The 26,351-nt window shown below is 74.9% G+C and carries 20 protein-coding genes; 8 read left to right on the top strand and 12 right to left on the bottom strand.

Annotation, left to right across the window (positions count from 1 at the left end; genetic code table 11):
* Positions 1 to 150 precede the first annotated feature (150 nt).
* Positions 151 to 1,413 (bottom strand): ABC transporter substrate-binding protein, encoded by a 1,263-nt coding sequence (locus ACFQ8Y_RS04575; RefSeq protein WP_430551636.1) that lies wholly within the window; start codon positions 1,411 to 1,413, stop codon positions 151 to 153.
* A gap of 205 nt (positions 1,414 to 1,618) precedes the next feature.
* Between ACFQ8Y_RS04575 and ACFQ8Y_RS04570 the strand changes: the two genes are divergently transcribed.
* Positions 1,619 to 3,673, top strand: coding sequence for a cytochrome c oxidase assembly protein (locus ACFQ8Y_RS04570; protein WP_430584730.1), 2,055 nt, complete (start codon positions 1,619 to 1,621; stop codon positions 3,671 to 3,673).
* Between the two features lie 47 nt (positions 3,674 to 3,720).
* On the opposite strand, the gene ACFQ8Y_RS04565 is transcribed toward ACFQ8Y_RS04570, so the two are convergent.
* Complete coding sequence (locus ACFQ8Y_RS04565; RefSeq protein WP_430584729.1) at positions 3,721 to 4,422, bottom strand: pyridoxamine 5'-phosphate oxidase family protein; 702 nt, start codon at positions 4,420 to 4,422, stop codon at positions 3,721 to 3,723.
* 133 nt (positions 4,423 to 4,555) lie between these two features.
* On the opposite strand from ACFQ8Y_RS04565, the gene ACFQ8Y_RS04560 reads away from it, so the two are divergent.
* Positions 4,556 to 5,893 (top strand): PLP-dependent aminotransferase family protein, encoded by a 1,338-nt coding sequence (locus ACFQ8Y_RS04560; RefSeq protein WP_430584728.1) that lies wholly within the window; start codon positions 4,556 to 4,558, stop codon positions 5,891 to 5,893.
* A 3-nt stretch (positions 5,894 to 5,896) separates the two neighbouring features.
* Here ACFQ8Y_RS04560 and ACFQ8Y_RS04555 read toward each other — a convergent pair whose 3' ends face one another.
* A complete protein-coding gene (locus tag ACFQ8Y_RS04555) occupies positions 5,897 to 7,111 on the bottom strand; it encodes an FAD-dependent oxidoreductase (protein WP_430584727.1) in 1,215 nt (404 codons plus the stop codon).
* Positions 7,112 to 7,252: 141 nt separating this feature from the next.
* On the opposite strand from ACFQ8Y_RS04555, the gene ACFQ8Y_RS04550 reads away from it, so the two are divergent.
* On the top strand, positions 7,253 to 9,364 hold the full coding sequence (locus ACFQ8Y_RS04550; RefSeq protein WP_430584726.1) for a prolyl oligopeptidase family serine peptidase: 2,112 nt from the start codon (positions 7,253 to 7,255) through the stop codon (positions 9,362 to 9,364).
* A gap of 18 nt (positions 9,365 to 9,382) precedes the next feature.
* Here ACFQ8Y_RS04550 and ACFQ8Y_RS04545 read toward each other — a convergent pair whose 3' ends face one another.
* Positions 9,383 to 10,030 carry a TetR/AcrR family transcriptional regulator gene (locus ACFQ8Y_RS04545; RefSeq protein WP_430551642.1) on the bottom strand — a complete coding sequence of 216 codons (648 nt, stop codon included), beginning with the start codon at positions 10,028 to 10,030 and terminating at the stop codon, positions 9,383 to 9,385.
* A gap of 167 nt (positions 10,031 to 10,197) precedes the next feature.
* On the opposite strand from ACFQ8Y_RS04545, the gene ACFQ8Y_RS04540 reads away from it, so the two are divergent.
* Positions 10,198 to 13,095, top strand: a complete 2,898-nt coding sequence (locus ACFQ8Y_RS04540) for an efflux RND transporter permease subunit (RefSeq protein ID WP_430584725.1) — start codon at positions 10,198 to 10,200, stop codon at positions 13,093 to 13,095.
* On the top strand, positions 13,092 to 15,410 hold the full coding sequence (locus tag ACFQ8Y_RS04535; protein WP_430584724.1) for a YhgE/Pip family protein: 2,319 nt from the start codon (positions 13,092 to 13,094) through the stop codon (positions 15,408 to 15,410). The genes ACFQ8Y_RS04540 and ACFQ8Y_RS04535 overlap by 4 nt, the downstream gene beginning before the upstream one ends.
* Before the next feature lie 18 nt (positions 15,411 to 15,428).
* Here ACFQ8Y_RS04535 and ACFQ8Y_RS04530 read toward each other — a convergent pair whose 3' ends face one another.
* Together ACFQ8Y_RS04530 and ACFQ8Y_RS04525 are read right to left on the bottom strand one after the other, a co-directional pair.
* Positions 15,429 to 18,671 (bottom strand): VWA domain-containing protein, encoded by a 3,243-nt coding sequence (locus tag ACFQ8Y_RS04530; RefSeq protein ID WP_430584723.1) that lies wholly within the window; start codon positions 18,669 to 18,671, stop codon positions 15,429 to 15,431.
* Between the two features lie 139 nt (positions 18,672 to 18,810).
* Complete coding sequence (locus ACFQ8Y_RS04525; RefSeq protein ID WP_430551646.1) at positions 18,811 to 19,011, bottom strand: hypothetical protein; 201 nt, start codon at positions 19,009 to 19,011, stop codon at positions 18,811 to 18,813.
* A 71-nt stretch (positions 19,012 to 19,082) separates the two neighbouring features.
* Here ACFQ8Y_RS04525 and ACFQ8Y_RS04520 point away from each other — a divergent pair, with 71 nt between their 5' ends.
* Positions 19,083 to 20,108, top strand: coding sequence for a hypothetical protein (locus ACFQ8Y_RS04520; protein ID WP_430584722.1), 1,026 nt, complete (start codon positions 19,083 to 19,085; stop codon positions 20,106 to 20,108).
* Positions 20,109 to 20,228: 120 nt separating this feature from the next.
* Here the strand turns inward: ACFQ8Y_RS04520 and ACFQ8Y_RS04515 are convergent, their stop codons facing one another.
* The 4 genes from ACFQ8Y_RS04515 to ACFQ8Y_RS04500 are packed head-to-tail and all read right to left on the bottom strand — an operon-like array spanning position 20,229 to position 22,061.
* Entirely contained in the window at positions 20,229 to 20,690 is a 462-nt protein-coding gene (locus ACFQ8Y_RS04515) for a PTS glucose transporter subunit IIA (RefSeq protein WP_430584721.1), read from the bottom strand.
* The gene (locus tag ACFQ8Y_RS04510; RefSeq protein ID WP_429735428.1) at positions 20,690 to 20,920 is read right to left on the bottom strand and encodes a PTS transporter subunit EIIB; all 231 of its coding nucleotides are present in this window, start codon (positions 20,918 to 20,920) and stop codon (positions 20,690 to 20,692) included. The genes ACFQ8Y_RS04515 and ACFQ8Y_RS04510 overlap by 1 nt, the downstream gene beginning before the upstream one ends.
* A 59-nt stretch (positions 20,921 to 20,979) precedes the next feature.
* Entirely contained in the window at positions 20,980 to 21,231 is a 252-nt protein-coding gene (locus ACFQ8Y_RS04505) for a PTS transporter subunit EIIB (RefSeq protein WP_429765703.1), read from the bottom strand.
* On the bottom strand, positions 21,228 to 22,061 hold the full coding sequence (locus tag ACFQ8Y_RS04500; protein WP_430584720.1) for a GntR family transcriptional regulator: 834 nt from the start codon (positions 22,059 to 22,061) through the stop codon (positions 21,228 to 21,230). Before ACFQ8Y_RS04500 ends, ACFQ8Y_RS04505 begins: the two co-directional genes overlap by 4 nt.
* Before the next feature lie 292 nt (positions 22,062 to 22,353).
* Between ACFQ8Y_RS04500 and ACFQ8Y_RS04495 the strand changes: the two genes are divergently transcribed.
* Positions 22,354 to 23,703: a PTS transporter subunit EIIC gene (locus ACFQ8Y_RS04495; protein ID WP_430551650.1), complete on the top strand. Its 1,350-nt coding sequence runs from the start codon at positions 22,354 to 22,356 to the stop codon at positions 23,701 to 23,703.
* Positions 23,703 to 25,385: a phosphoenolpyruvate--protein phosphotransferase gene (gene ptsP, locus ACFQ8Y_RS04490; protein ID WP_430584719.1), complete on the top strand. Its 1,683-nt coding sequence runs from the start codon at positions 23,703 to 23,705 to the stop codon at positions 25,383 to 25,385. Before ACFQ8Y_RS04495 ends, ptsP begins: the two co-directional genes overlap by 1 nt.
* Before the next feature lie 73 nt (positions 25,386 to 25,458).
* Here the strand turns inward: ptsP and ACFQ8Y_RS04485 are convergent, their stop codons facing one another.
* Both ACFQ8Y_RS04485 and ACFQ8Y_RS04480 read right to left on the bottom strand, forming a co-directional pair.
* On the bottom strand, positions 25,459 to 26,016 hold the full coding sequence (locus ACFQ8Y_RS04485; protein WP_430562770.1) for a vitamin K epoxide reductase family protein: 558 nt from the start codon (positions 26,014 to 26,016) through the stop codon (positions 25,459 to 25,461).
* Positions 26,017 to 26,075: 59 nt separating this feature from the next.
* Entirely contained in the window at positions 26,076 to 26,348 is a 273-nt protein-coding gene (locus ACFQ8Y_RS04480; protein ID WP_430551653.1) for an HPr family phosphocarrier protein, read from the bottom strand.
* Between the last annotated feature and the right edge of the window lie 3 nt (positions 26,349 to 26,351).

Here is a 26,351-nt window from a genome sequence, read left to right as displayed (position 1 = left end):
GGCCGCCCCCCCCGGCCGCGGGGGGGCGGCCCCGCGCGGGGGGGCCGGGGCGCGGGGGGGGGGGGTTTGGGGGGGCCCCCCGCCGCCGGGGGGGGGGGGGGGGGGGGGGGGGGGGCCCCCCGCCCCCGGGCGGGTGGGGTGCGGTCGGCGTCAGCCGATCGTCGAGGCGAACCAGCCGTCCATCGCGGTGTCGACCTTGTCGGGGGCGGTGCCGCCGATCAGGGCCTGCGTCTGCGCGTTGATCTCGTCCGAGTAGCCGGTGGGCAGCGTGCGCTCGCCGTAGCCCTGGCCGGTCGGCGTGTACGCCTCGGCGGGCGTGTCCGCCACGATCTGCAGCAGCTCCTTGCCCAGGTCGTCCATCTCGTACTCGTAGCCGTCGCGGAAGTTGCCGTCGACCTCGAGCTGGCTGGCGACGGCGTCCTGGTCGGTGACGAGGAACTCGACGAGCTTCGCCGCCGCGTCCTGGCTCTCGCTCGCCTTGAGGATCGAGTACGGGCTGGCGATGTTCGCGCCCATGGCCGGGCTGGCGACGCCGTCGACGGCGGGGGCGCGGAAGACGCCGATCTCGGCCTTCTCCTCCGCCTTCGCCTCGGTGCCGGCGAACCAGCTGCCCATCGGGTAGATCGCGCTCTTGCCGGAGAGGAAGGCCTGCTCGGCGTCGGGGTACTTGATGCCCAGCGCGTCCTTGGGGACGTAGCCCTTCGCCACCCAGTCGGCGTAGGTGGCGACGGCGTCGCCGTACGTGTCGGAGAAGGTGGCCTCGCCCGCGCTCATCCGGGCGAACCACTCCGGGTCCTGGCCGATGACGGACGGGAGGCCGAGCGTCTGCAGCGAGTGGCTGGTCGCCCAGTCGCCGCTGGTCTGGATCGGGGTCCAGCCCGCGTCCTTGAGCTTGCCGAGCGCGGCGGTGAGCTCGTCGACGGTGGTCGGGACCTCGGCGATCCCGGCCTCCTCGAACGCGGTCTTGTTGTAGAACCACAGGCTCTGCAGCTGGAAGCCGATGCCGGCCATGTAGTACTTGCCGTCGATCGAGTACTGGTCCGCGAGCGGGCCGGACGTCGCCCAGTCGTACTGGGACAGGTCCACCAGCTCGGGGGCGAGGTCGGTGGTCGGGGGCAGCGACTGCACGACGTCGGGTGCGTCGCCCGCGGTGAGGAGGCGGGGGAGCGCGGCGGTCACGCCCTCGGCGCCCGGGTTCTGGATGACGACGTCGACGTCGGGGTTCGCGTCCTCGAACGGCTTGACCAGCTCGTTCCAGTACTCCTCGGTGAGGTTCGGCGTGACGTTGACGAGCATGCTCACCTCGGTGGTGCCGCCGGAGCCGCCGTCGTCGTCGGAGCCGGCGCAGCCGGTGAGCGCGAGGGCGGCGACCGTGAGCGTGCCCACGCTCGCCAGGGTGCGGTGCTTGATCATCGTTGATCCTCTCGGGTTGCCGCCCGCCGGGAACGCTGCTTCGCGTCTCCGGGCGCTCGGGCTGACGACTGTGGATGACGTCCGGTGTGGAGGGACGTCTGGGACACTAATCGATAATCGTTGGATTGGGAAGAAGGTGCCCGGGACAGGTGATCTCACACCGGGGGCGTCCCGGGGCGCGGCCCGCCGCCCATAGGCTGGACGGGTGACCTCCGCAGCCCCCGCCGTGCAGCGGCCGGGCGGTACCCCGAGCGTGCCGCCGCGGCCCTGGTGGCTCGTCGCCGCCGGGCCCGCCGCCGTCCTCGCCGCCGTCCTCGCCGTGCTGTGCGGCGGAGCCTACTCGGGCGCGTTCCAGGCCCTCAGCGGCTTCACCGACCCGGGCGCGATCGTGCGCTACGGCCTGCCCGTGACGACCGTGCTCACGGAGCTGGGCGTCTCCGTGACGATCGGCGCGCTCCTCGTCGCAGCGTGCCTGGTGCCGCCAGGCCGCACCCAGACGCGGGTGCTCACGACGGCCGGCGCCGCCAGCGCCGTGTGGGCCGTGGCCGCCGTCCTCCAGCTCGTGCTGCGGTACGCGAACATCTCCGGGACCTCGCCGGCCTCGCCGGCGTTCGGGCAGGGGCTCGCGCAGTTCGTCACCGACCTCGACCTCGGCCGGCTCTACCTCGCGATCATCGTGGTCGCCGCGCTCACGTCCGCGCTCGCGATGGCGGTCCGCGGGCCCGTCGGCGCGCTGTGGACGACGGTCCTGCCGCTCGCGGCCCTCGCCATGCAGTCCACGACCGGCCACGCGTCCGGCGCCGCGAACCACGAGCTCGCCGTCGGCGCGATGCTGCTGCACCTGGTCGGCGCCGCCGTGTGGGTGGGCGGCCTGGGCGCGCTGCTCGTGGCCGTGCTCACGCGGGAGGAGGGGCGCGACGAGGGTCGCACCGCCGCGGCCGCCGTCGCGCGCTTCTCCCCGGTAGCGGGGTGGTGCTTCGCCGCGGTGGGCCTCTCCGGCATCCTCAACGCGTGGCTCCGCATGGAGTCCTGGGGCGACCTGCTGACCCCGTACGGCGTGCTGCTGCTCGTCAAGGCGCTGCTCATGGTGGCGCTGGGCGGGTTCGGGTTCGCGCACCGGATGTGGGTCGTGGACCGGCTCGGCCGGGCCGGGTCCGCCGGCGCCGTCCGCCGTCTCTTCTGGCGGCTGCTCGCCGTCGAGCTGCTCGTCATCGGTGCCGTCTCCGGCGTCGCCGTGGCGCTCGGGTCCACCGCCCCGCCCGTCCCGGACGAGGTGCCGGTCGACGTCACCCCCGCCTTCCAGCTCACCGGCCAGGCGCTGCCGCCCGAGCCGACCATGGCCCGCTGGTTCACCGAGTGGAGCCTCGACCCGCTGCTGGCGTTCGCGTGCGTGGCGGGCCTGGTCGTCTACCTGCGCTGGGTGCTGCGGCTCGCGCGCCGGGGGGACAAGTGGCCCGTGGGGCGCACCGTGTCGTGGTGCCTGGGCATGGTCGTGATGTTCTGGGTGACCAGCGGCGGCCCGGCCGTGTACGGGCACGTGATCTTCAGCGGCCACATGGTGCAGCACATGATCCTCGCGATGCTGGTGCCGCTGTTCCTCGTGCTGGCCGCCCCGGTCACGCTGCTGCTGCGCGCCATCCCGGCCCGCAAGGACGGCAGCCGCGGGCCGCGCGAGTGGGTGCTCGGCCTGGTGCACTCCCGGTTCGGCCAGTTCATCGCCCGGCCCGTGGTGGCCGCGGTGCTCTTCGCCGGCGGCATGATCGCGTTCTACTACACGCCCGCGTTCGAGTTCGCGCTGCGCAACCACGCCGGGCACGTGTGGATGATCGTGCACTTCACGCTCGTCGGCTACCTGTTCGCCAACGCGCTGGTGGGCGTCGACCCGGGCCCGAAGCGCCCGCCCTACCCGCAGCGGCTGCTGCTGCTCTTCGCGACGATGGCGTTCCACGCCTTCTTCGGCGTCGTGCTCACCTCCGGCACCTCGCTGCTCGTCGCCGACTGGTTCGGCAACATGGGCCGGCCGTGGGGCCTGCCCGCCATCGAGGACCAGCAGCGCGGCGGCGGCGTCGCGTGGGGCATCGGCGAGCTGCCGACGCTCGCGCTCGCCATCGCCGTCGCCGTGCAGTGGACGACGTCCGACGAGCGCGAGGCGCGCCGCCGCGACCGCAAGGCCGACCGCGACGGCGACGCCGAGCTCACCGCGTACAACGAGATGCTCGCCAAGATGGCGGACCGCGACGACACGACCCCGCCGAGGTAGTCCACGACCCCGCGAGGTAGCGCGGAGCTACCTCGCGGGCTTGCGAACTACCTCGCGGAGGACTGCACCACCTCGCGCGAGTCCGTCAAGAGCTCCACGTGCACCGGGACCGGCTCGCGGGTGTCGGGGTCCGGGACGGCGGCGCCCACGACGCGCCGCACCGGCACGTGCCCGCCCCACCCCCCGGCGGCGACGTCGGCCGGGTCGTCGACGGGCGCGCCGGCACGGGCCTTCATCGACGCCTCGCGCAGGGGCACGGCCAGCACCGCCGTCGCGGCGAGCTCCTTGCGGGTCGCGGGGCGCAGCGTCGCGGACCGGCCCGGCGCCATGTGGTCGACGATCGCGTCCAGGGCGCGGGCGCGCTCGGCGTCGTCCGTGACGAGGCGTGCGGTGCCGATTACCACCGCCGACCGGTAGTTCATCGAGTGGTGGAAGCCGGACCGCGCCAGCACGAGGCCGTCGAGCTCGGTGACCGTGACGCAGACGGTCGCGTCGGTCGCCCCGGCCAGCCAGCGCGCCGCCACCGACCCGTGCACGTACAGGGTGCCGTCGTCGTCGGGGCCGTCGAGGTCGACGGCGTAGGCGCAGGGCAGCACGACCGGGTGCCGGTCCGCGCCCTCGCCGACGTCGACGCCGAGGTGGGCGACGAGCCCGTCGGCGAGCAGGGCGTGCAGCGCGGCCCGGTCGGCCACGGCACGGTTCCGGCCGCGCCGGACGGTGGACCTGGGGGTGGGGGAGAGGGCGTCCATGGCACTACCGTGAACCCTGGGTGGCCCGTCGTCACGAGCCATTCCTCGCACGTTTCGACAGGCCACTTTCGCCAGGCCGCATTGCTAGGCCACTTTCGGGGGCCGCTGTCGCCCGCCCCGGTCAGGAGTCCTGATGTCCGCGCTGCCCGTCCGCCTCGACCGCGGCGGCCGCGACCCGCTCGGCGCGCAGCTGTCCGCCCAGGTCCGCGACCTGGTCTCCCGCGGCACCCTGCGGCGCGGCGACCGGCTGCCCAGCACCCGTGCGCTCGCCGCGGACCTCGGCGTCGCCCGCTCGGTGGCCGAGCAGGCGTACGACCAGCTCATGGCCGAGGGGTGGCTGACCGCACGCCGCGGCGCGGGCACCTTCGTCGCCGCCGACGCCGTGCCCCGTCCCACGACCGGACCGCGACGGGCCGCCGGGCCGGCCACCGGCCTCGTGCGCCTGAGCACGGGCGAGCCGTGGATCGACCCGCGCCACCGCGCGGGGTGGCGGCGGGCGTGGCGGGAGGTGTCGGCGACCGCGCCGCCGCGGGGGTACGACGACCCGTGCGGTCTGCCCGACCTCCGGGCGGCGCTCGCGGAACGCCTCGGCCGGACCCGGGGCCTCGTCGTGGACGCCGACGAGGTGGTGGTCACCGCCGGGACCACGGCCGGGTTCCGGGACCTGCTCGGCGTGCTGCCCGCGGGGCCCGTGGGCATCGAGGACCCGGGCTACCGGGCCGCCGTCGCGACGGCGCACGCCGTGGGCCGCACCGTCGTCGACCTGCCCGCCGAGGCCCGCCACGACGAGGGCGCCCTGCGCGGGCTGGCCGCCGCGTACGTGACGCCGGCGCACCAGCACCCGCTGGGACGGGTGATGCCCGCCGACGACCGCCGCGCGCTGCTCGCCGCGTCGCGGGCCACGGGAGCCGTGGTGGTCGAGGACGACTACGACTCCGAGCTGCGGTACGACGTGGCCCCGGTGCCGGCGCTCGCGGCGCTCGGCCGGGACCGGGTCGCCTACCTCGGCACGGCGTCGAAGTCCGCGCCGCCCGGGCTGCGGATCGGGTGGCTGGTGCCGCCCCCGGCGATGCTCGACGACGTGGTGCGGCAGCGCGGCGTCGTGCACGACGTCGCGGCGTGGCCCACGCAGCGGGCCCTGCTGACGCTGCTGCGCGACGGCTGGCTCGACGCCGTCCTGCGCACCGCGCGCCGCGTGTACGCCGAGCGGGCGGCCCGCGTCGCCGCGGTGCTGGCGCCGCACGCCGCGCCGGCCGCGACGTCGGCCGGCATGTACTCGACGTGGCTGCTGCCGCAGGACGCCGCGCTGTCGGCCTGCGACGCCGCGCGGCGGGCGGGCTTCGACCTGCCCCTGCTGTCCGACCTGTGCCGCACCGCCGGGGACACCGGCGTCGTCGTCGGGTTCGGCGGGGTGGACGACGCCGAGCTCGAGCGCGCGCTCGCCGCGATCCGCGCGGGGCTCGGCGGCTGAGGACTACAGCAGGCCGTCGACGACCTTCGCCGCGAGGCCGAGCGCCGTCGTCGTGCCCAGCCCGTCCGCGACGGTCACGGTGGTGACGCCCGGTGCGGGGTCGGTGACGACGAACGGCGTGCCGGCGAACGGCCCGCGGCGCGGGCGGGGCACCGCCAGGTCGGGCACCGACCAGCGTCGCCGCACCTCGACGGGCCGCCCGAGCAGGGCCTCGGCCTCGCGCAGCAGCAGCGAGTCGGCGGTCTCCGACCGCTCGGGGTCGCGGTCGAGGCCGGCGCCGTCGCGGCGGTCGGCGTCCGTGCGACGGGCCTCGCCGAGGAGCAGCGTGTCGCCGTGCGGGGTGAACGCGAGGTGGACGCCGGCATCGAGCAGCTCCGGGGCGCTCGTGCGCAGCCGCTCGCGCACGTCCGCCAGCGCGGGGGAGTGCGCGGTGGCGGCGTCGCGCAGGAGGGTCGTGCCGCCCAGCACGGCCGGGCCGGCGGCGTCGTGCCGGCGGCCCGGCGTCGCCACCCGGAGCACCTGCCGCACGTCGGGCCGCAGCCCGGCGCGCGCCGCCTCGTCGGGGAAGAACCGGTCCAGGTCGGGTCCGACGGCGACCAGCACCCGGCGCGCCACGACCTCGCCGCGCGACGTGCGCACCAGCGTGCGCCCCGTGCCTGCCTCGAAGGTGAGCGCCGTCGTCGACCACGCGACGTCGGCGCGCGGCCGGGAGCCGAGCGCGGCGGCGAGCGCCCGGAGGGCGTCTCGCGGCTCGACCCGCAGGTCGAGCGGGAGGAACGCGCCGCCGACGACGTCGCCCGCGCTCGTCAGCCCGGCACGCCGGCCTGCCTGCGCGGCGTCGAGGAGCAGCGCGTCGCCGTCGCGGGCGGCCACGAGGTCGTCCAGCACCGCGAGCTCGTCCTCGGAGCGCGCCACGACGACGGCGCCGGTGTCCTTGACCCAGAAGCCGGCCTCCCGGCCGAGCTTCAGCCAGCGCTCGCGCGACGCCAGCGCGCACGACAGCGTCGCGGCGTCCTGCGTGGTGACGGCGACGTGGCCGCTGCGCCGGGCGGACGCGCCGTCGGGCCGCGGGTCGCGCTCCACCACCAGCACCGAGTGCCCGCGGGCGTGCGCCTCCAGGGCGTGCGCGAGCCCGACGATCCCCGCCCCGACGACGACCAGGTCGGCGGTGGCGGGCAGCGGCGGCAGGTGGGCGGCGCGGGGCGACGGCGGTCTCACGACCAGACCGTGCCCGATCGGGCGTCGCCCGCTCAACCGCAGGAGGCGCCCCCGCGAACAAGTTCAGCGAACGTTCATCCGGTGTTCCCCGTGGCCGCCGCCCGACCGCCCGGGGGGCGCGGGCTGTGGTAGACCGGGCGCGTGAGCCAGGACGACGACGCCCCCACGCCCTTCGACGACCTCGACCGCTACCTGGAGCTCCCGCGGGTGGGAGGGCTCGCGCTGAGCCCGGACGGCACACGCCTCGTCACGACCGTCCAGACGCTCGACGCGAAGCGCACCGGCTGGACGACCGCCGTCTGGGAGGTGGATCCCGCCGGCGTCGCCCCGGCGAGGCGGCTGACGCGCAGCCGCAAGGGCGAGTCGTCGGCGGTGTTCGCGGCGTCGGGCGACGTGCTGTTCACGTCGGCGCGGCCGGACCCGGACGCGGAGCAGGACGACGACGAGCCGAAGGCGGCGCTGTGGCTGCTGCCCGTAGGCGGCGGCGAGGCGCGGGTCGTCGCGACGGCTCCGGGCGGGGTCGGCGGGGTCCTCGCGGCCCGCGCGGCCGACGTCGTGTCGGTCTCCGCGCCGGTGCTGCCGGGCGCGGCGGGTCTCGCCGAGGACGCGGCGCTGCGCAAGGACCGCACGGACCGCAAGCTCTCGGCGATCCTGCACGCCGGCTACCCGGTGCGGCACTGGGACCACGACCTGGGCCCGGACGAGGAACGCCGGTTCGCGGGCTCGCTCGGCGGTGGTGACCGGCTCGAGCTGCGCCCGCTGACCGGCCCGGGGCGTCAGCTCGACGAGCACGAGGCCGACCTGACGGCCGACGGCACCACGCTCGTCACGACGTGGGGCGTGGCCGACCCGGGCGCGGCGCGGCGGGTCACGCTGGTCGCGGTCGACACGGCGTCGGGGGAGCGCCGGACGCTGGTGGACGACCCGGACGCGGACGCCTTCGCGCCGGCGGTGTCGCCGGACGGGCGGTGGGTGGCGTTCGGGTCCGAGACGATCACGACGCCGGAGCAGGCGCCCGAGGTGCGGCTCGGCCTGGTCCGGCTCGACGACCAGGACGGCGAGCTCGCCGCACCCGAGATCCTCGCCGACGACTGGGACCGCTGGCCCACGTCCGTCGCGTGGCTGCCCGACGGCTCGGGGCTGGTCGTGACCGCCGACGAGGACGGCCGCGGCCCGGTGTTCCTGCTGACGTTCGGCGCGGGCGGCCCGGGCGGCCAGGAGCCGGTCACGGTGGAGCGCGTGACGAGCGACGACGCGTCGTTCAGCGACGTCCGCGTCGCTCCCGACGGCTCGGCGCTGTACGCGCTGCGCAGCAGCTATGCGGCCCCGGCGGAGCCGGTGCGGGTCGATCTCGCCGCCTTCCTCGCGACCGGCGCCGCCGGCGGGCGCACCCCCGTCGCCGCCGACGCGCTGCGCGGGCCCGTGCCCGCCCCCGCGCTGCCGGGCACGCTCACCGAGGTTGAGACGACGACGGCGGATGGCGCGCGGGTGCGCGCCTGGCTCGCGCTGCCCGAGGGCGCTGCCGCGGACGCGCCCGCGCCGCTGCTGCTGTGGATCCACGGCGGCCCGTTGAGCACGTGGAGCGCCTGGAGCTGGCGCTGGAACCCGTGGCTGATGGTGGCCCGCGGGTACGCCGTCCTGCTGCCCGACCCGGCGCTGTCCACCGGGTACGGGCAGGACTTCGTGCAGCGCGGCTGGGGCGCCTGGGGCGGGGCGCCGTTCACCGACCTCATGGCGATCACCGACGCCGTCGAGGCCCTGCCGGAGGTGGACGAGAGCCGCACCGCCGCGATGGGCGGGTCGTTCGGCGGGTACATGGCGAACTGGGTGGCCGGGCACACCGACCGCTTCCGCGCGATCGTCACCCACGCCAGCCTGTGGGCGCTGGACCAGTTCGGCCCCACCACCGACCACGCCTACTACTGGCTGCGCGAGATGACGCCGGAGATGGCGGAGGCGAACAGCCCGCACCGGTCCGTCGCGGACATCCGGACCCCGATGCTCGTCGTGCACGGCGACAAGGACTACCGCGTGCCGATCGGCGAGGGGCTGCGGCTGTGGCGCGAGCTGCTCACCGACTCGGCGCTGCCCGCCGCCGACGACGGGACCACCGTGCACCGGTTCCTGTACTTCCCGGACGAGAACCACTGGGTGCTGGCGCCGCAGCACGCGAAGGTCTGGTACCAGGTGGTGCTGGCGTTCCTGGGCGAGCACGTGCTGGACGAGGGGCCGGAGCTGCCCGCCTTCCTGTAGCCGGCCGGCGGCGGGCGGTCAGGCGGGGGTGACGATGAGGTCCACGAGGACCTCGAGCATGGCGCTCGCGTCCTTGCGGGCGGTGACGGCGGGCAGCATCGACGCCCGCTGGCCGGCCTCGTGGGCGCCCAGCAGCAGGTCGATGGCCACGTGGTCGTCGACGGCGAAGCGCAGGCCGAGGGCGGCCATGACGCGGTTCAGCGCGGCGATCATCTCCCCGCGGAGCACCTGCTGCTGGTCCACGTAGCGCTGCGCGATCTGAGGGTCACGCAGGGCGAGCAGCTCGAACTCGAGCTCCATCACGCACCACGACGTCTTGGCGGCGGGGTCGGGCAGCACGGACGCGATGACCTCCCGCACGGTGGCGCGGAACCCCTCGGGCGTCTGCAGGGCCGCCGGGTCGACGGTGGTCACCGCGCGCTCGAGGGCGCCCAGGTGGCCGCGCGCCTCGCGCTCCGTGAGCGCGAGGAACAGCTCCTCCTTGCTCGCGAAGTTCGAGTAGAAGGCGCCGCGGGTGAAACCGGCCGCCTCGCACACCGCCTCGATCGACGCGGCCTGGACGCCCACCTGCGCGAACACCTGGAACGCGGCGTCGAGCAGGCGCTCGCGGGTGCGCTCGCGCCGGGGCGAGCGACCGGGACCGACCGTAGCCTCGTCGGGAGTCACGCTCTCGGTGGTCAGGGGGTCCTCCTCGGGATGCTGCCGGTACCGGCACGGTGCGGGCGCCGCGCCCGGCCGGGCCCACTCTAGCCAATACAGCGACGTATCGGATACGTTCGTGCATCGGATACAGTGCCGTATCGAATCCCTGCTCCGTCGTCCCGGGAGAGCCTGTGTCCTCCGTCCTGTACTCCCTCGGCCGCTGGGCCGCCCGGGCCCGGCGGCTCGTCGTCATCGGCTGGGTGCTGGTGCTCGCCGTCGTCGGCGGAGCGGCCGGCCTGCTCTACCAGGGCTTCGACAACTCCGTGACCATCCCGGGCACCGAGTCGCAGGACGCGCTCGACAGCCTGTCCGCCACGTTCCCGCAGGTCAGCGGCTCCTCGGCGCAGATCATCGTCGTCGCCCCCGACGGTTCCACGATCGACGACGACGCGGTGCGCGGACCGATCACCGACACCGTCGACGACCTCGGCGAGCTCGACCAGGTCGCCGCCGTCACCTCCCCGTACGACGACCAGATGGCCGCGTCGGTCAACGACGACGACACCGCCACGCTGCTGACGATCCAGCTCGACGGCGACCAGTCCGTCATCACCGAGGACACCAAGGACGCGCTGCACACCGCGAGCGACGACCTCGCCGCCGCCCTGCCGGCGGGGTCGCAGACCAGCCTCGGCGGCGAGCTGTTCAGCGTCGAGTTCCCGGCCCTGAGCATCATCGAGGCGATCGGCGTCGTCGTCGCGCTCGTGGTCCTCATCATCACGCTCGGCTCGTTCGTCGCGGCCGGCCTGCCGCTGGTGAACGCGCTCATGGGCGTGGGCGTGTCGATGCTCCTGCTGCTCACCGCCACCGTGTTCGGCCCGATCAACTCGACGACGCCGATGCTCGGCCTCATGCTCGGCCTCGCGGTGGGCATCGACTACGCGCTGTTCATCGTGTCCCGGCACCGCGAGCAGCTCGCCGACGGGCTCGAGGTGGACGAGTCGATCGCGCGCGCCACCGCGACGGCGGGCTCGGCCGTCATCTTCGCCGGCCTCACGGTGATGATCGCCCTGGTGGGCCTCGGCGTCGCCGGCATCCCCTTCCTCACCGTGATGGGCATCGCCGCCGCCGTGGCGGTCGGCATCGCGGTCCTCGTCTCGCTCACGCTGCTGCCCGCGCTGCTGTCCTTCTCCGGCGAACGGCTGCGGCCGCGTGCCCCGCGCGCCGCCCGCAAGCCGAAGGGGAAGGCCAAGCGCGCCGCCGCGCCGGCCGCGGGCGTCCACCGCAACCGGTTCTTCGACGGCTGGGTGCGAGGCGCCACCCGCTTCCCGGTCCTCACGATCGTGCTCGTCGTGGGCGCCATCGCCGCCCTCGCCTGGCCGGCCACGAACCTCCGCCTCGCGCTGCCCGACGCCGGCACGCTGCCGGAGGACAACAGCGCCCGCGTGACCTACGACCTGGTGGGCGAGGAGTTCGGCGAGGGCTTCAACGGCCCCCTGATCGTGACCGGCTCGATCGTCACCAGCAACGACCCCGTGAAGCTCATGGACGAGCTGGGCGACGAGATCGGTGACCTGCCCGGCGTCGCCGACGTGCCGCTCTCCACCCCCAACGAGACCGCCGACACCGGCATCGTCCAGGTGGTCCCGGAGGGCGGGCCGACGTCGCAGGAGACCAAGGACCTGGTCAACGAGATCCGCGACCAGCACGACCACTACCTCGACAAGTACGGCGTCGACCTGTCCGTCACCGGCTTCGCCGCGGTCGGTATCGACGTCTCCGACAAGCTCGGCGCCGCGCTGCTGCCGTTCGGCCTGGTCGTCGTGGGCCTGTCGCTCGTGCTCCTGACGATGGTGTTCCGCTCGATCTGGGTGCCGATCAAGGCCTCGCTCGGCTACCTGCTGTCCGTCGGGGCGGCCTTCGGCGTGGTGACGCTCGTGTTCGAGAACGGCGTCCTCGCCGACGCGCTCAACGTCACGAAGCTGGGCCCCGTCATCAGCTTCATGCCGATCATCCTCATGGGCGTGCTGTTCGGCCTGGCGATGGACTACGAGGTCTTCCTCGTGTCCCGCATCCGGGAGGACTACGTGCACGGCGGCGACGCCCGCCGCGCGGTGCGCTCGGGCTTCCTCGGCTCGGCCAAGGTGGTCACGGCCGCGGCGGTGATCATGTTCGCCGTCTTCGTCGCGTTCGTGCCTGAGGGCGACATGACGCTCAAACCCATCGCGCTCGGCCTCGCGGTCGGCGTGCTCGTGGACGCGTTCGTCGTGCGCATGACGCTCGTGCCCGCCGTGCTCCATCTCCTGGGCGACCGGGCCTGGCACATGCCGCGCTGGCTCGACCGCGTCCTGCCCACGTTCGACGTCGAGGGCGAGGGCCTCACCAAGGAGCTGCGGCTCGCGTCGTGGCCGGAGCCCGACGCCACGGACGCCGTCGCCGCGCGCGACCTCGAGGTCGCCGGGCCGGAGGGGAGCGACGCGCCCGTCGTGGGGCCGGTGAGCGTGCGGGTGCCCGACGGCGGCGCGCTGTGCGTGCACGGCGACGCCGCGGCCCCCGTGTCGGCGCTGCTGCTCGCCCTCGCCGGGCGCATGTCGCCCGACGCCGGGGCGGTCAAGGTGACCGGTCTGGTGCTGCCCGAGCGCGCGATGACGGTGCGCGGCCGCGTCGCCGTCGTCGACGCCCTCGCCGAGCACGGTCGCCCCGCCGCGACGGTCGACGCCGCGGTGCGCGACGGCGCGCGGGTCGTGGTCGTGGACCGCACCGACGCCGTCGCCGACCGCCCGGCCCGCGAGGCGCTCGCCGCCGCGCTCGCCCGGGCGCAGCGCGGCGGGACGGCGGTGCTGCTCGGCGCCAGCGGCGTCGCCGCGACCGACCTGCTCGACGACGGCACCGGCCGCGAGGTCGCCGTGCTCGACGTCGGCGCCGGCTGGGGCGCGCCGAGCGTGCTCACCGGCGCGGACGTGCCCCCGCCCCCGCCCGCGCCCGCCGACGAGCACCACCCCGCGCCCGGGGAACCCGACCCCGCGGCCACCGACGAGATCGACGACCCCATCGAGGGTGACACCCACGTGCAGGAGGTGCGGGCATGACCGCCCCGACCATCGACACCCGGACACGCCGCGACCCCTGGCGCATCGCCGCCGTCGCGCTGCTGCCGATCATGGTGCTCGGGCTGCTGCTCGCGGCGCTGTGGAACCCGCAGGACCGGCTGGACCAGGTGCCGGCCGCCATCGTCAACCTCGACGAGCCGGTCGAGGTCCAGGGGCAGACCGTGCCGCTGGGCCGCCAGCTCGCGTCCGGGCTGGTCAGCGGCGGCGAGACCGCCGACGGGGCCAAGGCCGCCCAGCCGGCCGAGGACGCCACGAACTTCGACTGGACGATCACCGACGAGGAGTCGGCCGCCGACGGGCTCGCGAACGGCACCTACGCCGCCGTCGTGACCATCCCGGAGGATTTCTCCGCGGCCGCCACCTCGTACGGGAACGACGACCCGTCCGAGGCCCGGCAGGCCACCATCGACGTCAGCACCCCGCCCGGCGGCCGCGTGGCCGACGACGCGCTCGCCCGCGTGGTCGCCGCCACCGCCACGTCCGTCATGTCGAGCACGCTCACCGAGACCTACGTCGACAACGTGCTGGTCGGTTTCAACGAGCTGTCCGACGGCATCGGGCAGGCGCAGGACGGCGCCGTGCAGCTCGCCGACGGCGCGGGCCAGACGCAGGACGGCGCCGACCAGCTCGCGGACGGCGCGGGCCAGGTCGCCGACGGCGCGGGCGACCTCGCCTCGGGCGTGGGCGAGCTCGGCACCGGCGCGGACCAGCTCGCCTCCGGCGCGGACGACCTGGCCGGGGGCGCGGACCAGCTCGCCGGCGGCGTCTCGCAGAGCGCGTCGGGCGCGGACGGCATCGCGAGCGGGGTCGAGGACCTCGCCGCGGGGACGAAGGGGCTGGCCGCCGGCGCGAGGGACCTCTCCGACGGCCTCGCGCTGCTGTACGACGGCACCCCCGAGACACCCGGGGTCTCCGCGTTGCCGGAGCAGGCGCAGCAGCTGGCCGACGGGTCGGCGGGCGTCGCGGTCGGCGTCGACGGGCTGGTCGACAGCCTCACCGGCGCGGCCGGCACGGCCGACGACGCGCTGGCGGACCTGGCCGACCGGCTGGGCTGCGACGGCACGCCGGGGGAGCTGCTCCCGCCGGAGGTCGCGGACCTCCTGACTCCGCAGCAGCTCGAGGAGCTCGGCAAGGCTCTGGCCGGCCAGAGCGCCGACGCGTGCGCGCAGATCGAGGAGGCCCAGGCGGGCCTCGCCGCGCAGACGGACCAGCTCGGGCAGCTGCAGGACGGCGCCCGGCAGGTCGCGGACGGCAACCAGGCGATGGCGACCGGCCTCGGCGAGCTCGCCGGCGGCGTCGACGACCTGTCCGAGGGTGCCGACGGCCTGGCCGGCGGCATGGAGGAGACGGCGTCCGGCGCGGGTGACCTCGCGGCAGGTGCCCGGGGCCTCGCGAACGGGCTCGGCTCGCTGAGCACCGGCGCCTCCACCCTCGCGGGCGGTGCCGGGGAGCTCGCCACCGGCACGCAGGGGCTGGCCTCCGGCGTGGACGAGCTCGGGGGCGGCGCGAACCAGCTTGCGACCGGCACCGAGGGCATCGCCTCGGGCGCCGGTGACCTGGCGGGCGGCGTCGGGCAGCTCGCGTCGGGCGCGGACGACCTGGCCTCCGGGCTCGACGACGCGAAGAACCAGATCCCGACGTACACGGACGACGAGCGTCAGACGCTCGCGTCGGTGGTCGCGGAGCCCGTGGCGGCGCCGTCGGCGTCCGGCATCAGCACGGGGGCGTCGGGCCCGCTGTTCGCGGTCGTGGCGCTGTGGCTGGGGGCGCTGGCCCTCATGACGGTGTTCCCGCCGGTCATGGCGCGGGCCCTGGGCTCGACGCGTGACTCGGTGCGGCTGGCCCTGTCCGCGTTCTGGCTGCCGGCGGCCGTCGGGGCCGGGACGGGCGCGCTGATCGGCGTGATCCTCGCGGCGGTCGAGAAGCTCGACGCGGGGGGATGGGTCGGGTCGATCCTCGCGGGGGCGGTCGCGTCGGTGGCGTTCGTCGCCGTGCACCAGGGCTTCCTCGGCTGGCTCGGCAACCTGGGCCGCGGCATCAGCCTGCTGATCGCCGTCCTGCTCATCGCGACGGGCGTCGTCGCGACCGTGCCCGCCGCCCTGCAGGGGCTGGTCGATGCGCTGCCGATCGGTGCCGCGCGCGACGCCCTGACGGCGGTCGTGGTGCCCGCGGCCGGCGGTCTCGGGATGGGCGTGACCCTGCTCGTGCTGTGGGGGCTGGGTGGTCTCGCGCTGGCGGCCCTCGTCACCGCGCGGGGCCGGCGGCTCGGGGTACGGCGCCTGCTGCGCGCCTGATCCCGCGGGCGGCGGTCGTCAGGAGCGCGACCGCCGCACCACGAGCGTCACCGTCCCCGCCACGAGGAGCAGGACGGCGAGCAGCAGCAGGCCGCCGCCGAACCCGGTGACCGGCAGCGAGCCCCACGGTCCACCTGACGTGCCCGGACCGGCGTCTCCGCCGTCGCTCCCCGGGGCGCCCGGGCCCGCCGACGGGGGCGTCGTGGGCGCGGTGGTCGGCGTCGCCGACGGGCTGGGCGACGGCGACGGGCTGGCCGTCGGTGTCGGGGTCACCGAGGGCGTCGGGCTCGGCGAGGGCGTCGGTCCCGCGTCGTCGTCGTTCGCCACCGTGCAGGTCACGACCGTGCCTCCGGTGAGGGTCACCGTGTCGTCCTCGACGGCGAGCGGGTCGCCCTCGGCGGCGCACGTCCACCCGAGCGACGTGTAGCCCGCGGGCCCGTCCTCGGACAGCGCGTAGTCGCCGGGCGCCACCTCGGCCCCGGTGACCTCGTCCGCGCCCGTCACGCCCGTGACGGGCGTCGGGCCGTCGGCCGCCAGCGTCCAGTCCTCGGGCTCGGCCGTGCCGCCGTCGTCGTTGACGACCTCCTTGACGAGCGTCAGCCTCGCGCCTACGGCCCGGTTGGTGAGCAGGCAGTCCGCCGACTCCGGCCAGACGAGCTCGATCGTGAACAGCCGGTCCCCGACGCGGTCGCCGCCGTCGCTGATGCGGCACACCTGGTCGACCAGCTCGTAGCCGAGCGGCCCGTCCTCGGTGATGAGGTATTCGACGCCGGGTCGCAGGAAGACCTCGTCACCGGCGAGGGAGCCCGTGACCGTCTGGGGTCCGAGCCCCTCCGGGAGGTCGTCGCCGAGGGGCGTCGCGGTGAGCTCCCAGTCGCCGGGCACGGCCGTGCCGCCGAACGAGTCGTCCACCGCCTTGCGCAGGCGCAGCGGGGCCGTGTCGTTGTACGCCGTGCACTCCACGTGCGTGCCGAAGAACACCTGCACGCCGCCGTTGAGGCCGTCCGAGAAGCCGGGCACGGGGTTGCCGTCGGCGTCGATCTCCCGGCACACCCAGCTGCCGGACGAGCCCGGCCTCGGTGTGGCCGTCGGGTCGACGAACTGCGCGTACCGCGGGTCGCCGCCCGACTCCGTCAGCGTGTACAGGGCCTGCGGGATCACATCGCCCTCGACGCCCGTGGTGCCGTTGAGCGCTTCGGCGCCGTCGGGGTCCAGGGCCGTGAGCGTCCACTGCTCCGGTGTGGCCGGGCCGCCGCCGCGCACCTCCTTGACCAGGGAGAGCTGCGTCGTGCACTCCACCTCGTTGGTCACCAGGAACGTGTTGACGCCCTCGTCGAGCGTGAACGACCCGCCGAGCTCCCCCTCCGCGCCGCCCGGGCCGGTGACCGAGCTGTCGGTCAGCGTGCAGAAGCGCGGCATGCCGGCGCCCGTCTCCCCGAGGGTCTCGTCGACGGTCACCTCGTCGCCCTCGGCGAACCCGGTGGTGCCGGCTCCGCCCCACGGCACGGAGGCGCCGTTCAGCAGCGCGCCGGCGGTCAGCTCCGACGGCTGCGAACCGTGGGCTACCGGGTCCGCGCCGTTGATCGACCACTGCTTGTCCACCACCACCGACGCGGGAGGCACCGGCGACTCGTTGTACACGGTGCAGGTGAGGACGGAGCCCTGGTCCACGTCGGCGGTGAACTCCGTCCCGTCGTCGCTGCTCTCCACCGGGACGACCTGCGGCTCGCCCGGCTGCGAGATGTCCCGGCAGACGGCGTTGTCGAGCGTGCCGTCGTCGTCGCCGTCCGTCGGGTGCGGGACGAAGCCGCCCTGCAGCGTCTCGGTGATGGTCACCGACCCCGAGCCGGTCTCGCCCGGGAAGCCGAACTGGAAGTTCACGCCGCCGGTCGCGTCCGTCACGGCGGTGGTGTCCCCCTCGGAGACGGCGTCCCCGTCGAAGGCGGCGTCGAAGGTCCAGCCCGGCATGAGCTCGGCCCCGGTGATGTCGCCGTCGGGCGTGCCCGGCGGGACGACCTGCTTGACCACGCTGATCGACGGGGTGCAGCCGGCCAGCGCGATCGCCCGCAGCTCGGCCCCCGCCTGGGCGTAGTCGGTGGTGCGGAAGTAGTCGGAGCCCTCGACGGGGCCGGAGATGGCCACCAGGTTCTGCCGGCTGCCCTCGGCCGTCAACCCGTCGCCGACGCCGAACGCCACGACCCGGGTGCCGGCGACCTTGAGGGCGTTCGCCGAGAAGATCCCCCGCTCGGTCTCGCGGAACCGGGTGTTGCTCCCGTTGCCCTGGCCGTTGCCCCACAGCGTCGGGTTCCCGTCGGTGAGGACGATGACCATGTCGTACTGGGCGGCCTCCGGCACCACCTGGTACAGGCCCTCGTCCCAGTTGGTGGCACCGCCGGCCGTGTACCCGTTGATCGAGGCGGTGAGCGCGGCGGCGTTGGTCGCGCTGGAGACGGGGGTGCGCGGCACGTTCGCGTTGTTGCTCGTGTTGGCGGGGGCGGTGTTCGCGAACGTGTACAGGCCCATCGTCGACGGCGTGCCCGTGAGCGCGCCGACGAACTGGGTCGCCGCCGCCTTGAGGGACGTGATCTGACCGGCCACGGAGCCGGACACGTCGGTGACCAGCGCGACGTCGATGCCGCACTGCTCGGGCGCCGGCGGGTTCGAGCGGGACGACTGCCAGACGCCGCCCGAGGCCGTCGGGCCCGCGCCGGTCGACACCATGAAAGGGGTGGTGCCCGGCGCGCCCGTGGAGGAGTACGTCACGCCCGCCTGCATGGCCGGGGTGAGGAAGCGGTACGGAAGGGACGTCATCGACGCGGTGGTGCCGGTGCCGAGCGCCGCGTTGGTCGTAAAGCCGGCGGGCGCGCCCGTCTGCTCGACGAGGAAGTACCGCCCGCGGTTGCCGCCGCTCCCGGTGGCCGTGTCCGTCTGCGGCACGACGAAGCTGCAGTCCCCGTCGGCGTCGGAGGTGCAGAAGCCCCAGTCGTCCGTGACGAGGTCGCCCGCGGCACCCGCCTGGTTGCTGTAGCGCAGCTGGAGCCCGACGCCGGGGAGGAGGGAGACCTCCGACGTCGACTGCCGGTCGGCGCCCGTCTTGACGGTGATGACCGACGTGGTCGTCGTGACCGGCGGCACCTCGGCACCCGCGAGCGGCGGGGCCGTGGCCCCGGCGACGAGCAGCCCGACGATCCCCAGGCTCGCGACCGCAGCGGCCACCCGCGAGGTCCGGCGGGTCCGTGCGGTCGTCACGTCGTGCGTCATGCGGCCTCTCCTCCGAGCGATGAAGAAGGTCAGGACCCGCAAAGGCCCCACGTCGGCGAGGGATGGGCCTGAGGCTTCACCGTGCCACGGCCCCCGCGATACCGCGCGCCGAGCAGCGGCGACGCGGCCTGCGCCGCGCTCAGAGCCCGTGGCTCGCGCGGGCGGCGGCGCGCTGCCAGCGGAGCACGAGGACGGCGTCGGCGCGTCGTCGCGCGGCGTGGCCCAGGTGAGCGACCTGGCGGTGCTCGAGGAGGGCGTGCAGGTCGTGGTCGAGCGCCCAGGTGAGGGCGCGCCGGACGTCGTCGAAGTCGGGCGCGAGCAGGGCTGGTGCGGGTCTCACGCGGGGAGAGATGTCCGACTCGCCGGTTTGTGACATCGGGGTGTGTCACCGGTCTGCACCAGACTCGCCGCATGGACCTCACCCAGGCGCGCGAGACCAAGGCACAGCTCAGCGACTTCGCCCGTGACCTGGCCGAACGGCACGGCGTGCCCGCCAGCCCGTACGCGGTCGGCGACGACGCCACCCCCGCCGACGTGGTGCGCGCGCCCACCCTCTCGCTGGGCCTCGCGCCCCAGGGCGACGGGGGCTTCGGCATCGCCGTGCGCTACCGCCTCGGGGTCCCCACCGCCCGGTCGTTCGTGCGCAAGCTCGCCGCCGAGGCGGGCGACGCCGTCGACGTGCGCCGCACCGGCCGCATCCGCACCCTCGGGGCGCAGGTCCGCCCGCCCGTCGCCACGGCCCGGGCCCTCGGGGAGACCGACCGGGTACGGCCGTTGCGCCCGGGCGTCTCGATCGCCCACGTGGACGTCACCGCGGGGACGCTCGGTGCGTTCGTGGTGAAGGCGGACGACGCCGCGCGGTACGTCCTGTCCAACTTCCACGTGCTGGCGGGGTCGCCGTCCGCTCAGGTGGGGGACGTCGTCGTGCAGCCCGGCCCGGCCGACGGCGGCCGCGCACCCCAGGACCGGGTCGGCACCCTCGCGCAGGTGGTGCCGCTGACGCCGGGCGAGCCGGCCACGGTGGACGCGGCCCTCGCCGTGCTGGACGACGGGGTCGAGATCGACCCGACGTACCCGGTGGGCACGGTGACCACCACGGCCGTCGCGGTGGGCGGCGAGGCGGTGGCGAAGATCGGGCGCACCACGGCGCACACGCAGGGCCGGGTCACGGCCATCGAGATGGACGACGTCGTCGTCGGGTACGGCGACGAGCTCGGCGCGCTGTCCTTCGACAACCAGATCGAGGTGGAGGGCACCGGCGGCGCGTTCTCGCGCGGCGGCGACTCCGGGTCGCTGGTCTACCGCGAGGACGGCGTCGCGCTCGGCCTGCTGTTCGCCGGCTCCGAGACGGGCGGCGCCGACGGCACCGGGCTGACGTACTGCAACCCGGTCGACGCCGTCCTCGAAGCCCTGGGCGTCACCCTCGTGCCGAGGTAGTCCACGATTCGCCGAGTTGCTCGAGATCTGCCGAGGTAGTTCGAGCCCTCGCGAGGTAGCGAACTACCTCGCGGGCCTGCGAACTACCTCGGCAGATCTCGAGCTACCTCGGCGGGTGCGTCAGCCCCAGGTGAGCAGGTCCTCGCCGTGCTCGACCATCGTGCCGACCTGCGCGAGGTGGTCGACGGCGTCGGGCGTGGCCTCGAGCGCGACGACGGGGCAGACGGCGGACTTGCCGCCGTCGCGCACGGCCGCCGGGTCCCACGTGACCAGCACGGTGCCGCGCTGCACGGCGTCGCCCTCGGACGCGTGGGTCGTGAAGCCCTCGCCGCCGAGCTTGACGGTGTCGATGCCGAGGTGCACGAGCACGGCGCGGCCGTCGTCGTGCTGCACGACGAACGCGTGCGGGTGCAGCTTGACGATCGTGCCCGTGATGGGCGCGACCGCCTCGCCCCCGCGGACGCCGTCGGGCTCGATCGCGAGGCCGGGGCCGACGAGGCCGGCGGAGAACACCGGGTCGTCCACCTCGGACACGTCGACGACGGTGCCGGTGACGGGCGCGAGGACGGTCAGCGCCGTCATCAGCGGAGGTCCTCGATGTCCGAGGCGAGCGTGTCGGCCTCGGGGCCGACGATGACCTGGATGGCGACGCCGGAGCGCACGACCGCGATGGCGCCGGCCTTCGTGAGGTCGGCGTCGATCACCTTGGCGGGGTCCTCGACCTCGACGCGCAGCCGGGTGATGCACGGCTCGAGGTCGATGATGTTGTCGTCGCCGCCGAGCGCGTCGAGGATCTGCTGTGCCTTGCTCATGATGCTCCTTGGTGGGGTCCGGGTGGAGATTCCGGGGGGCGTGGGGTGCGGGGCCGCGCTCACATGAGCTCGGCGAGGTCGGAGGCGATCGTGTCGACGCGCGGGCCGACGACGACCTGCACGACCCGCCCGTTGATCATCACGCCGAACGCGCCGGCGCGCTTCAGCAGCGCGGCGTCGACGAGGGCCGGGTCCTTGACGAGGGACCGCAGCCGGGTGGTGCACGGGTCGATCTCCTCGATGTTCTCCACCCCGCCGAGGCCGGCGAGGATCGAGGCGGCGAGCTGTGCGTCGGGGTCGGGCGTGCTCATCGGGGGCTCCCTTCGGGGATGCGTCCGGGGCGTTCGGAAGGCTGGACGGGGCGGCCGGCGTCGGTGCCGGTGCCGGGGTCGGCGGACCGCGTGCGGGGGACGAGCGTGGGCCGTGCCTCGCGCAGGGGCACGAAGACGCTGTACCGGTCGCCGCGGTAGCAGGCGCGCGAGTACATGACGGCGGCGTCGCCGCCGAAGGTGCGCCGGGCGGTGCGCATGACGGCGCGCGAGCCCTGCATCTGCAGGGCCTCGAGCTCCTCGGGGGTGGCGTCCGCGGCGGTGATGACCTCCTCGCCCCAGGTGGGGTCGAGGCCGCGCTCGCGCAGCGCCGCGTAGATGCTGTCGGGCACGCCGCCGGACAGCAGGTCGGGGGCGAGGTCGACGGGGATCCACGACTCCTCGACGCTCATCGGGTTGCCGTCGGCGGTGCGCAGCCGCACCACGTGGTGCACCGGGGTGCCGACCTCGCGGTCCAGCGCCTCGGCGACGACGGCGGGCGCGGGCAGCTGCTCGCGCCGCAGCACCGTGGCGCCGGGGACGAGGCCGCGGCGCCGCGCCTCCTCGCCGAACGTCGTCAGGCGCATCTCGAAGTCGGCGCGCGGCGGGGCCACGAACGTGCCGCGGCCCTGCGCGCGCTCCAGCACGCCCTCGGTGACGAGCGCGTCGATCGCCTGGCGCACGGTCATCCGCGACACGCCGAACTTCTCGGTGAGGCTGCGCTCGGACGGGATCGCGTCGCCGACGGCGAGCTCGGTCGTGACGAGGTCGGCGAGGTACGCGCGCACCGCGAGGTACTTGTGCTCGCCGGGGCGAGCGCCGTCCCTGACCATCCTCGTGTCCTGTCCTGCCCTGTGATCGGCATCGATCTGCGTGCTGTGCGACATCGGGACCAGTATCGGGCGTCGCGGCCCGCTCCCGGTGCGGTGTCCTCCCCGCCGAACCGCGGGGTTGACACATCATGAGGTCTAGACCACTCTTCCTGCAAGTGGTCCAGACAACCTGCCGGTGGCAGCGTGTGGAGCACCGGCAATGACGCCCCGACGTCGCGACACTGCCGCCGGACGACGCAGGCACGGGCCTGCAGGACACGCCCGCCCCCGGGCCATCCATCGGAGGAGAACCATGACCACGGTCGCAGAGACCAAGCAGAAGCGGAGCATCCCCGGCTTTGCCCAGCTGCAGCGGGTGGGCCGCTCGCTGATGCTGCCCATCGCCTCGCTGCCCGCCGCCGCCCTGCTGCTGCGTCTCGGGCAGCCCGACATGCTCGGTGGTCCCGCGGGTGTCGCCGGCACCTTCTCGTGGATGCAGCCGGTGGCCGACGTCCTCGGCGCCGCGGGCAACGCCCTGTTCGCCAACCTGGCGCTGATCTTCGCGCTCGGCGTCGCGGTCGGGTACGCCCGCAAGTCGGACGGCTCCACCGCGCTGGCCGCGCTGATCGGCTACCTCGTCTTCACGGGCGTCACCGACGTGCTGTCCCCGTACGTCCTCGGCCTGGACGACAAGGGCGAGCAGCTGATGATCGACTACGGCGTGCTCGGCGGCATCGTCATCGGTCTCACCGCGGCGCTGCTCTACCAGAAGTACTACCGGATCAAGCTGCCCCAGTACCTCGCGTTCTTCGGCGGCCGCCGCTTCGTCCCGATCGTCACCGCGGGGATGTCGGTGCTCATCGCCGTCGTCGGCGCGCTGATCTACCCGGCCTTCAACTGGCTGATCAACGACCAGATCGGCGGCTTCGTCACCGGCTCCACCGTGCTGGGCGCCTTCGTCTACGGCACCCTCAACCGCCTGCTGCTGCCGATCGGCCTGCACCACCTGCTCAACTCGCTGCCCTGGTTCCAGTTCGGCTCCTACACCGACGCGTCCGGAGCCGTGTGGAACGGCGACATCGCACGCTTCCTGCACGGTGACCCGACCGCCGGCACGTTCATGACCGGCTTCTTCCCGATCATGATGTTCGCCCTGCCGGCCGCGGCGCTCGCCATCATCCACACGGCGAAGCCGAAGAACCGCAAGGTCATCGCCGGTGTCATGGGCTCCGCCGCCCTGGTCGCGTTCGTCACCGGCGTCACCGAGCCGCTCGAGTTCGCGTTCGTCTACGTCGCCTACCCGCTGTACGCGATCCACGCGGTCCTCACCGGCACCTCGATGGCTCTCGTCAACGCGCTCGGCATCCGCGACGGCTTCGGCTTCTCCGCGGGCGTCATCGACTACCTGCTGAACTTCCGCATCGCGGAGATGCCGCTGCTGCTGATCCCGATCGGGCTCGGCTACGCGGTCCTCTACTACTTCCTGTTCCGGTGGGTCATCACGAAGTGGAACCTGCGGACCCCCGGGCGCGAGGACGACCCCGAGGCCACGGCCGCGGTCGTCGGCGACCAGGCGGTGACCGACCAGAAGGAGGCCGCCGCGGTGCCGGCCGGCGGCGCCCCCGGTGGCGAGGGCGCCGCGAAGGAGAAGGGCTCCGTCTGATGAGCACCACCCTCACCGGTGCCCCGGTGAGCCCCGGGCGGGCGGCCGGCGTCGTCGTGACGATGCCGGCCCCCGTCCCGGAGCCCCCCGCGGCGGCCCTCGACACGTCCGACGGCTCCGGTGCCGACGACGCGGTGTCCCGCCTGGGCGCCGCGACGTCCGCCGTCCGGGACCGCCTCGCCGCGCAGGCGGCGCAGGCCACGGGGACGGCGGCGGACGTGCTCGCCGTGACCGCCGCGATGGCGGCCGACCCCACACTCGCGTCCGACGCCGAGCGGCGCGTGCGCGAGTCGGGCGCGACCCCCGAGCGGGCCGTGTGGGACGCCGCGAACGCGCTCGCCGCGCAGCTCGAGCCGCTCGGCCCGCCGCTGAGCGAGCGGGCCCGCGACGTGCGCGACGTGCGCGACCGCATCGTCGCCGAGCTCACCGGGGTGCGGCCGCCGGGCGTGCCCTCGCCCGGCCACCCGTTCGTGCTGGTCGCCGAGGATCTGGCGCCCGCCGACACGGCGACCCTCGACCCGGAGGCGGTCGTCGCCATCGTCACCAGCGGCGGCGGCCCCACCTCGCACACGGCGATCCTGGCGCGCGCGCTCGGCATCCCCGCGGTCGTCGCGGCCCGGGGCGCGGAGGACCTCGCCGACGGCGAGACCGTCGTCGTCGACGGCGGCGCCGGCACCGTGCTGCAGGACCCGTCGGACGCGGAGGTCGAGGCCGCGCGCAGCGCGGTGCGCGTCGAGCGCGAGTTCGACGGCCACGGCCGCACCGCCGACGGGCACCGGGTGGAGCTGCTCGCCAACGTCGCAGACCCGGAGGCCGCGCAGGCCGCCGTCGCCGCGCACGCCGAGGGCGTGGGCCTGTTCCGCACCGAGTTCTGCTTCCTCGGGCGTGACGTCGAGCCGACCGTCGAGGAGCAGGTCGCCGCCTACCGCGGCGTCCTGTCCGCGTTCGCCGGCCGCAAGGTCGTCGTCCGCACCCTCGACGCCGGGGCGGACAAGCCGCTGCCCTTCGTCACCGCCGACGACGAGCCCAACCCGGCGCTCGGCGTCCGCGGCCTGCGCACCGCCGTCGCCCACCCGGAGGTGCTGGACCGGCAGCTCCAGGCGATCGCCGCGGCCGCCGAGGCCGAGTCCGCGGAGGTGTGGGTCATGGCGCCGATGGTCGCCACCACGGACGAGGCGCGGTCGTTCGTCGCCGCGTGCGAGGCGCACGGGCTGCGGCGCGCCGGCGCGATGATCGAGGTCCCCGCCGCCGCGCTGCGGTCGCGGTGGGTCTTCGAGCACGCCACGTTCGGCAGCATCGGCACCAACGACCTCACGCAGTACGCGATGGCCGCCGACCGCATGCTCGGCGACCTCGCGGCACTGTCCACGTCGTGGCAGCCCGCCGTCCTCGAGCTGGTGCGCGCCACCTGCGAGGGCGCGCACTCCCGCGGCCGCCCGGTCGGCGTGTGCGGCGAGGCGGCGGCCGACGCCGTCCTCGCGCCCGTGCTCGTGGGCCTCGGCGTGAAGTCGCTGTCCATGACGCCGCGGGCGCTCGCGGACGTCGCGGCGGTGCTGGCCGAGGTGTCGTTCGTGCGGTGTCGCGAGCTCGCCCGCGTGGCCCTGGAGCAGCCCGACGCCGACGCCGCCCGGTCCGCCGTGCGGCGCGAGCTGGTCGACGTCCTGGATCCCCTCGGCCTCTGACACCGACCCGGGTGCGGTGAGCGGGCGGGTGGCCCACCTCTCGACGAGAGGGGCCGCCCGCCCGCTCACGCCATCAGGCGAAGAGGGCCGTGCCGTACTTGAGCAGGACGACGGCGGCGAGGAGCAGGAACCAGGCGGCGGTGAGGATGCCGAACGCGCCGGAGCGCACCAGCGACATCGCCCACGACTGCATCCGGGCCGGCCAGTAGAGGTTGTCCTCGAGGATGTTCCAGTGCAGCATCGACGCGAAGACCAGCGTCGTGGAGACGGTGATCGTCAGGCACCACGGGCAGAGCGCGCCGATGACGAACATCGACTGCCAGAACAGCCAGTACGCGAAGACGAACCCCAGCAGGTAGACGGTCTGGGCGGCCGTCATGAACCAGCGCGGGAACCGCACGCCGGCCAGGCCCGCGACGGCCACGGTGATGACCACGGACTCGGCGATCAGCCCGAGGAACGCGTTGGGGAAGCCGAACAGGCTGGCCTGCCACGACGTGCCGACCGTGCCGCACGAGATCACGGCGTTGATGTCGCACGCCAGCGCGGCGTCCGGGTTCGCCGCGAGCTCGACGGCGTCGACCGACAGCACGAAGGCCGCGACGAGCCCGACGAGCGCCCCGACGAGCATCTCGCCGAACAGCCAGCCGGCCGAGTGGAAGAACCCGCTCGGCCGGGCGGGCCTGTCCGTCAGGCCACCGCTTCCTGCGACAGGAACTCGACGAGGGCGTCGAGCGCGGTGCTGGCGTCGTCGCCGTCGGTCTCGGTGCGCAGCACCACCTCGTCGCCGACCGAGGCGCCGAGGGTCATGATCCCGAGGATGCTCGCGGCGTCCACGGCGTCGCCGCCGGCGGTCTTGGCGATCTTCACGGGCACCGGCTGCTGGCCGGCCTTCTGCGCGAAGAGCGCGGCCGGGCGGGCGTGCAGGCCCTCGGTGATGGCGACGACGACGGTGCGTTCCATGGG

Origin of the sequence: Isoptericola sp. NPDC056605 (genome assembly GCF_042792795.1) — a bacterium.
Classification (GTDB): domain Bacteria; phylum Actinomycetota; class Actinomycetes; order Actinomycetales; family Cellulomonadaceae; genus Isoptericola.
Note: the sequence above shows the minus strand (reverse complement) of the source record. Positions and strands in the feature narration are given on the sequence as shown.

Bases quoted from the DNA above. Each gene is read 5' to 3' on its own strand.
- ACFQ8Y_RS04485 (WP_430562770.1), bottom strand. From the start codon at position 26,016: ATGCTCGTCGGGGCGCTCGTCGGGCTCGTCGCGGCCTTCGTGCTGTCG.
- ACFQ8Y_RS04495 (WP_430551650.1), top strand. From the start codon at position 22,354: ATGACCACGGTCGCAGAGACCAAGCAGAAGCGGAGCATCCCCGGCTTT.
- ACFQ8Y_RS04560 (WP_430584728.1), top strand. From the start codon at position 4,556: ATGTCCGCGCTGCCCGTCCGCCTCGACCGCGGCGGCCGCGACCCGCTC.
- ACFQ8Y_RS04530 (WP_430584723.1), bottom strand. From the start codon at position 18,671: ATGACGCACGACGTGACGACCGCACGGACCCGCCGGACCTCGCGGGTG.
- ACFQ8Y_RS04535 (WP_430584724.1), top strand. From the start codon at position 13,092: ATGACCGCCCCGACCATCGACACCCGGACACGCCGCGACCCCTGGCGC.
- ptsP (WP_430584719.1), top strand. From the start codon at position 23,703: ATGAGCACCACCCTCACCGGTGCCCCGGTGAGCCCCGGGCGGGCGGCC.
- ACFQ8Y_RS04480 (WP_430551653.1), bottom strand. From the start codon at position 26,348: ATGGAACGCACCGTCGTCGTCGCCATCACCGAGGGCCTGCACGCCCGC.
- ACFQ8Y_RS04505 (WP_429765703.1), bottom strand. From the start codon at position 21,231: ATGAGCACGCCCGACCCCGACGCACAGCTCGCCGCCTCGATCCTCGCC.
- ACFQ8Y_RS04520 (WP_430584722.1), top strand. From the start codon at position 19,083: ATGGACCTCACCCAGGCGCGCGAGACCAAGGCACAGCTCAGCGACTTC.
- ACFQ8Y_RS04565 (WP_430584729.1), bottom strand. From the start codon at position 4,422: ATGGACGCCCTCTCCCCCACCCCCAGGTCCACCGTCCGGCGCGGCCGG.
- ACFQ8Y_RS04500 (WP_430584720.1), bottom strand. From the start codon at position 22,061: ATGGTCAGGGACGGCGCTCGCCCCGGCGAGCACAAGTACCTCGCGGTG.
- ACFQ8Y_RS04515 (WP_430584721.1), bottom strand. From the start codon at position 20,690: ATGACGGCGCTGACCGTCCTCGCGCCCGTCACCGGCACCGTCGTCGAC.
- ACFQ8Y_RS04575 (WP_430551636.1), bottom strand. From the start codon at position 1,413: ATGATCAAGCACCGCACCCTGGCGAGCGTGGGCACGCTCACGGTCGCC.
- ACFQ8Y_RS04510 (WP_429735428.1), bottom strand. From the start codon at position 20,920: ATGAGCAAGGCACAGCAGATCCTCGACGCGCTCGGCGGCGACGACAAC.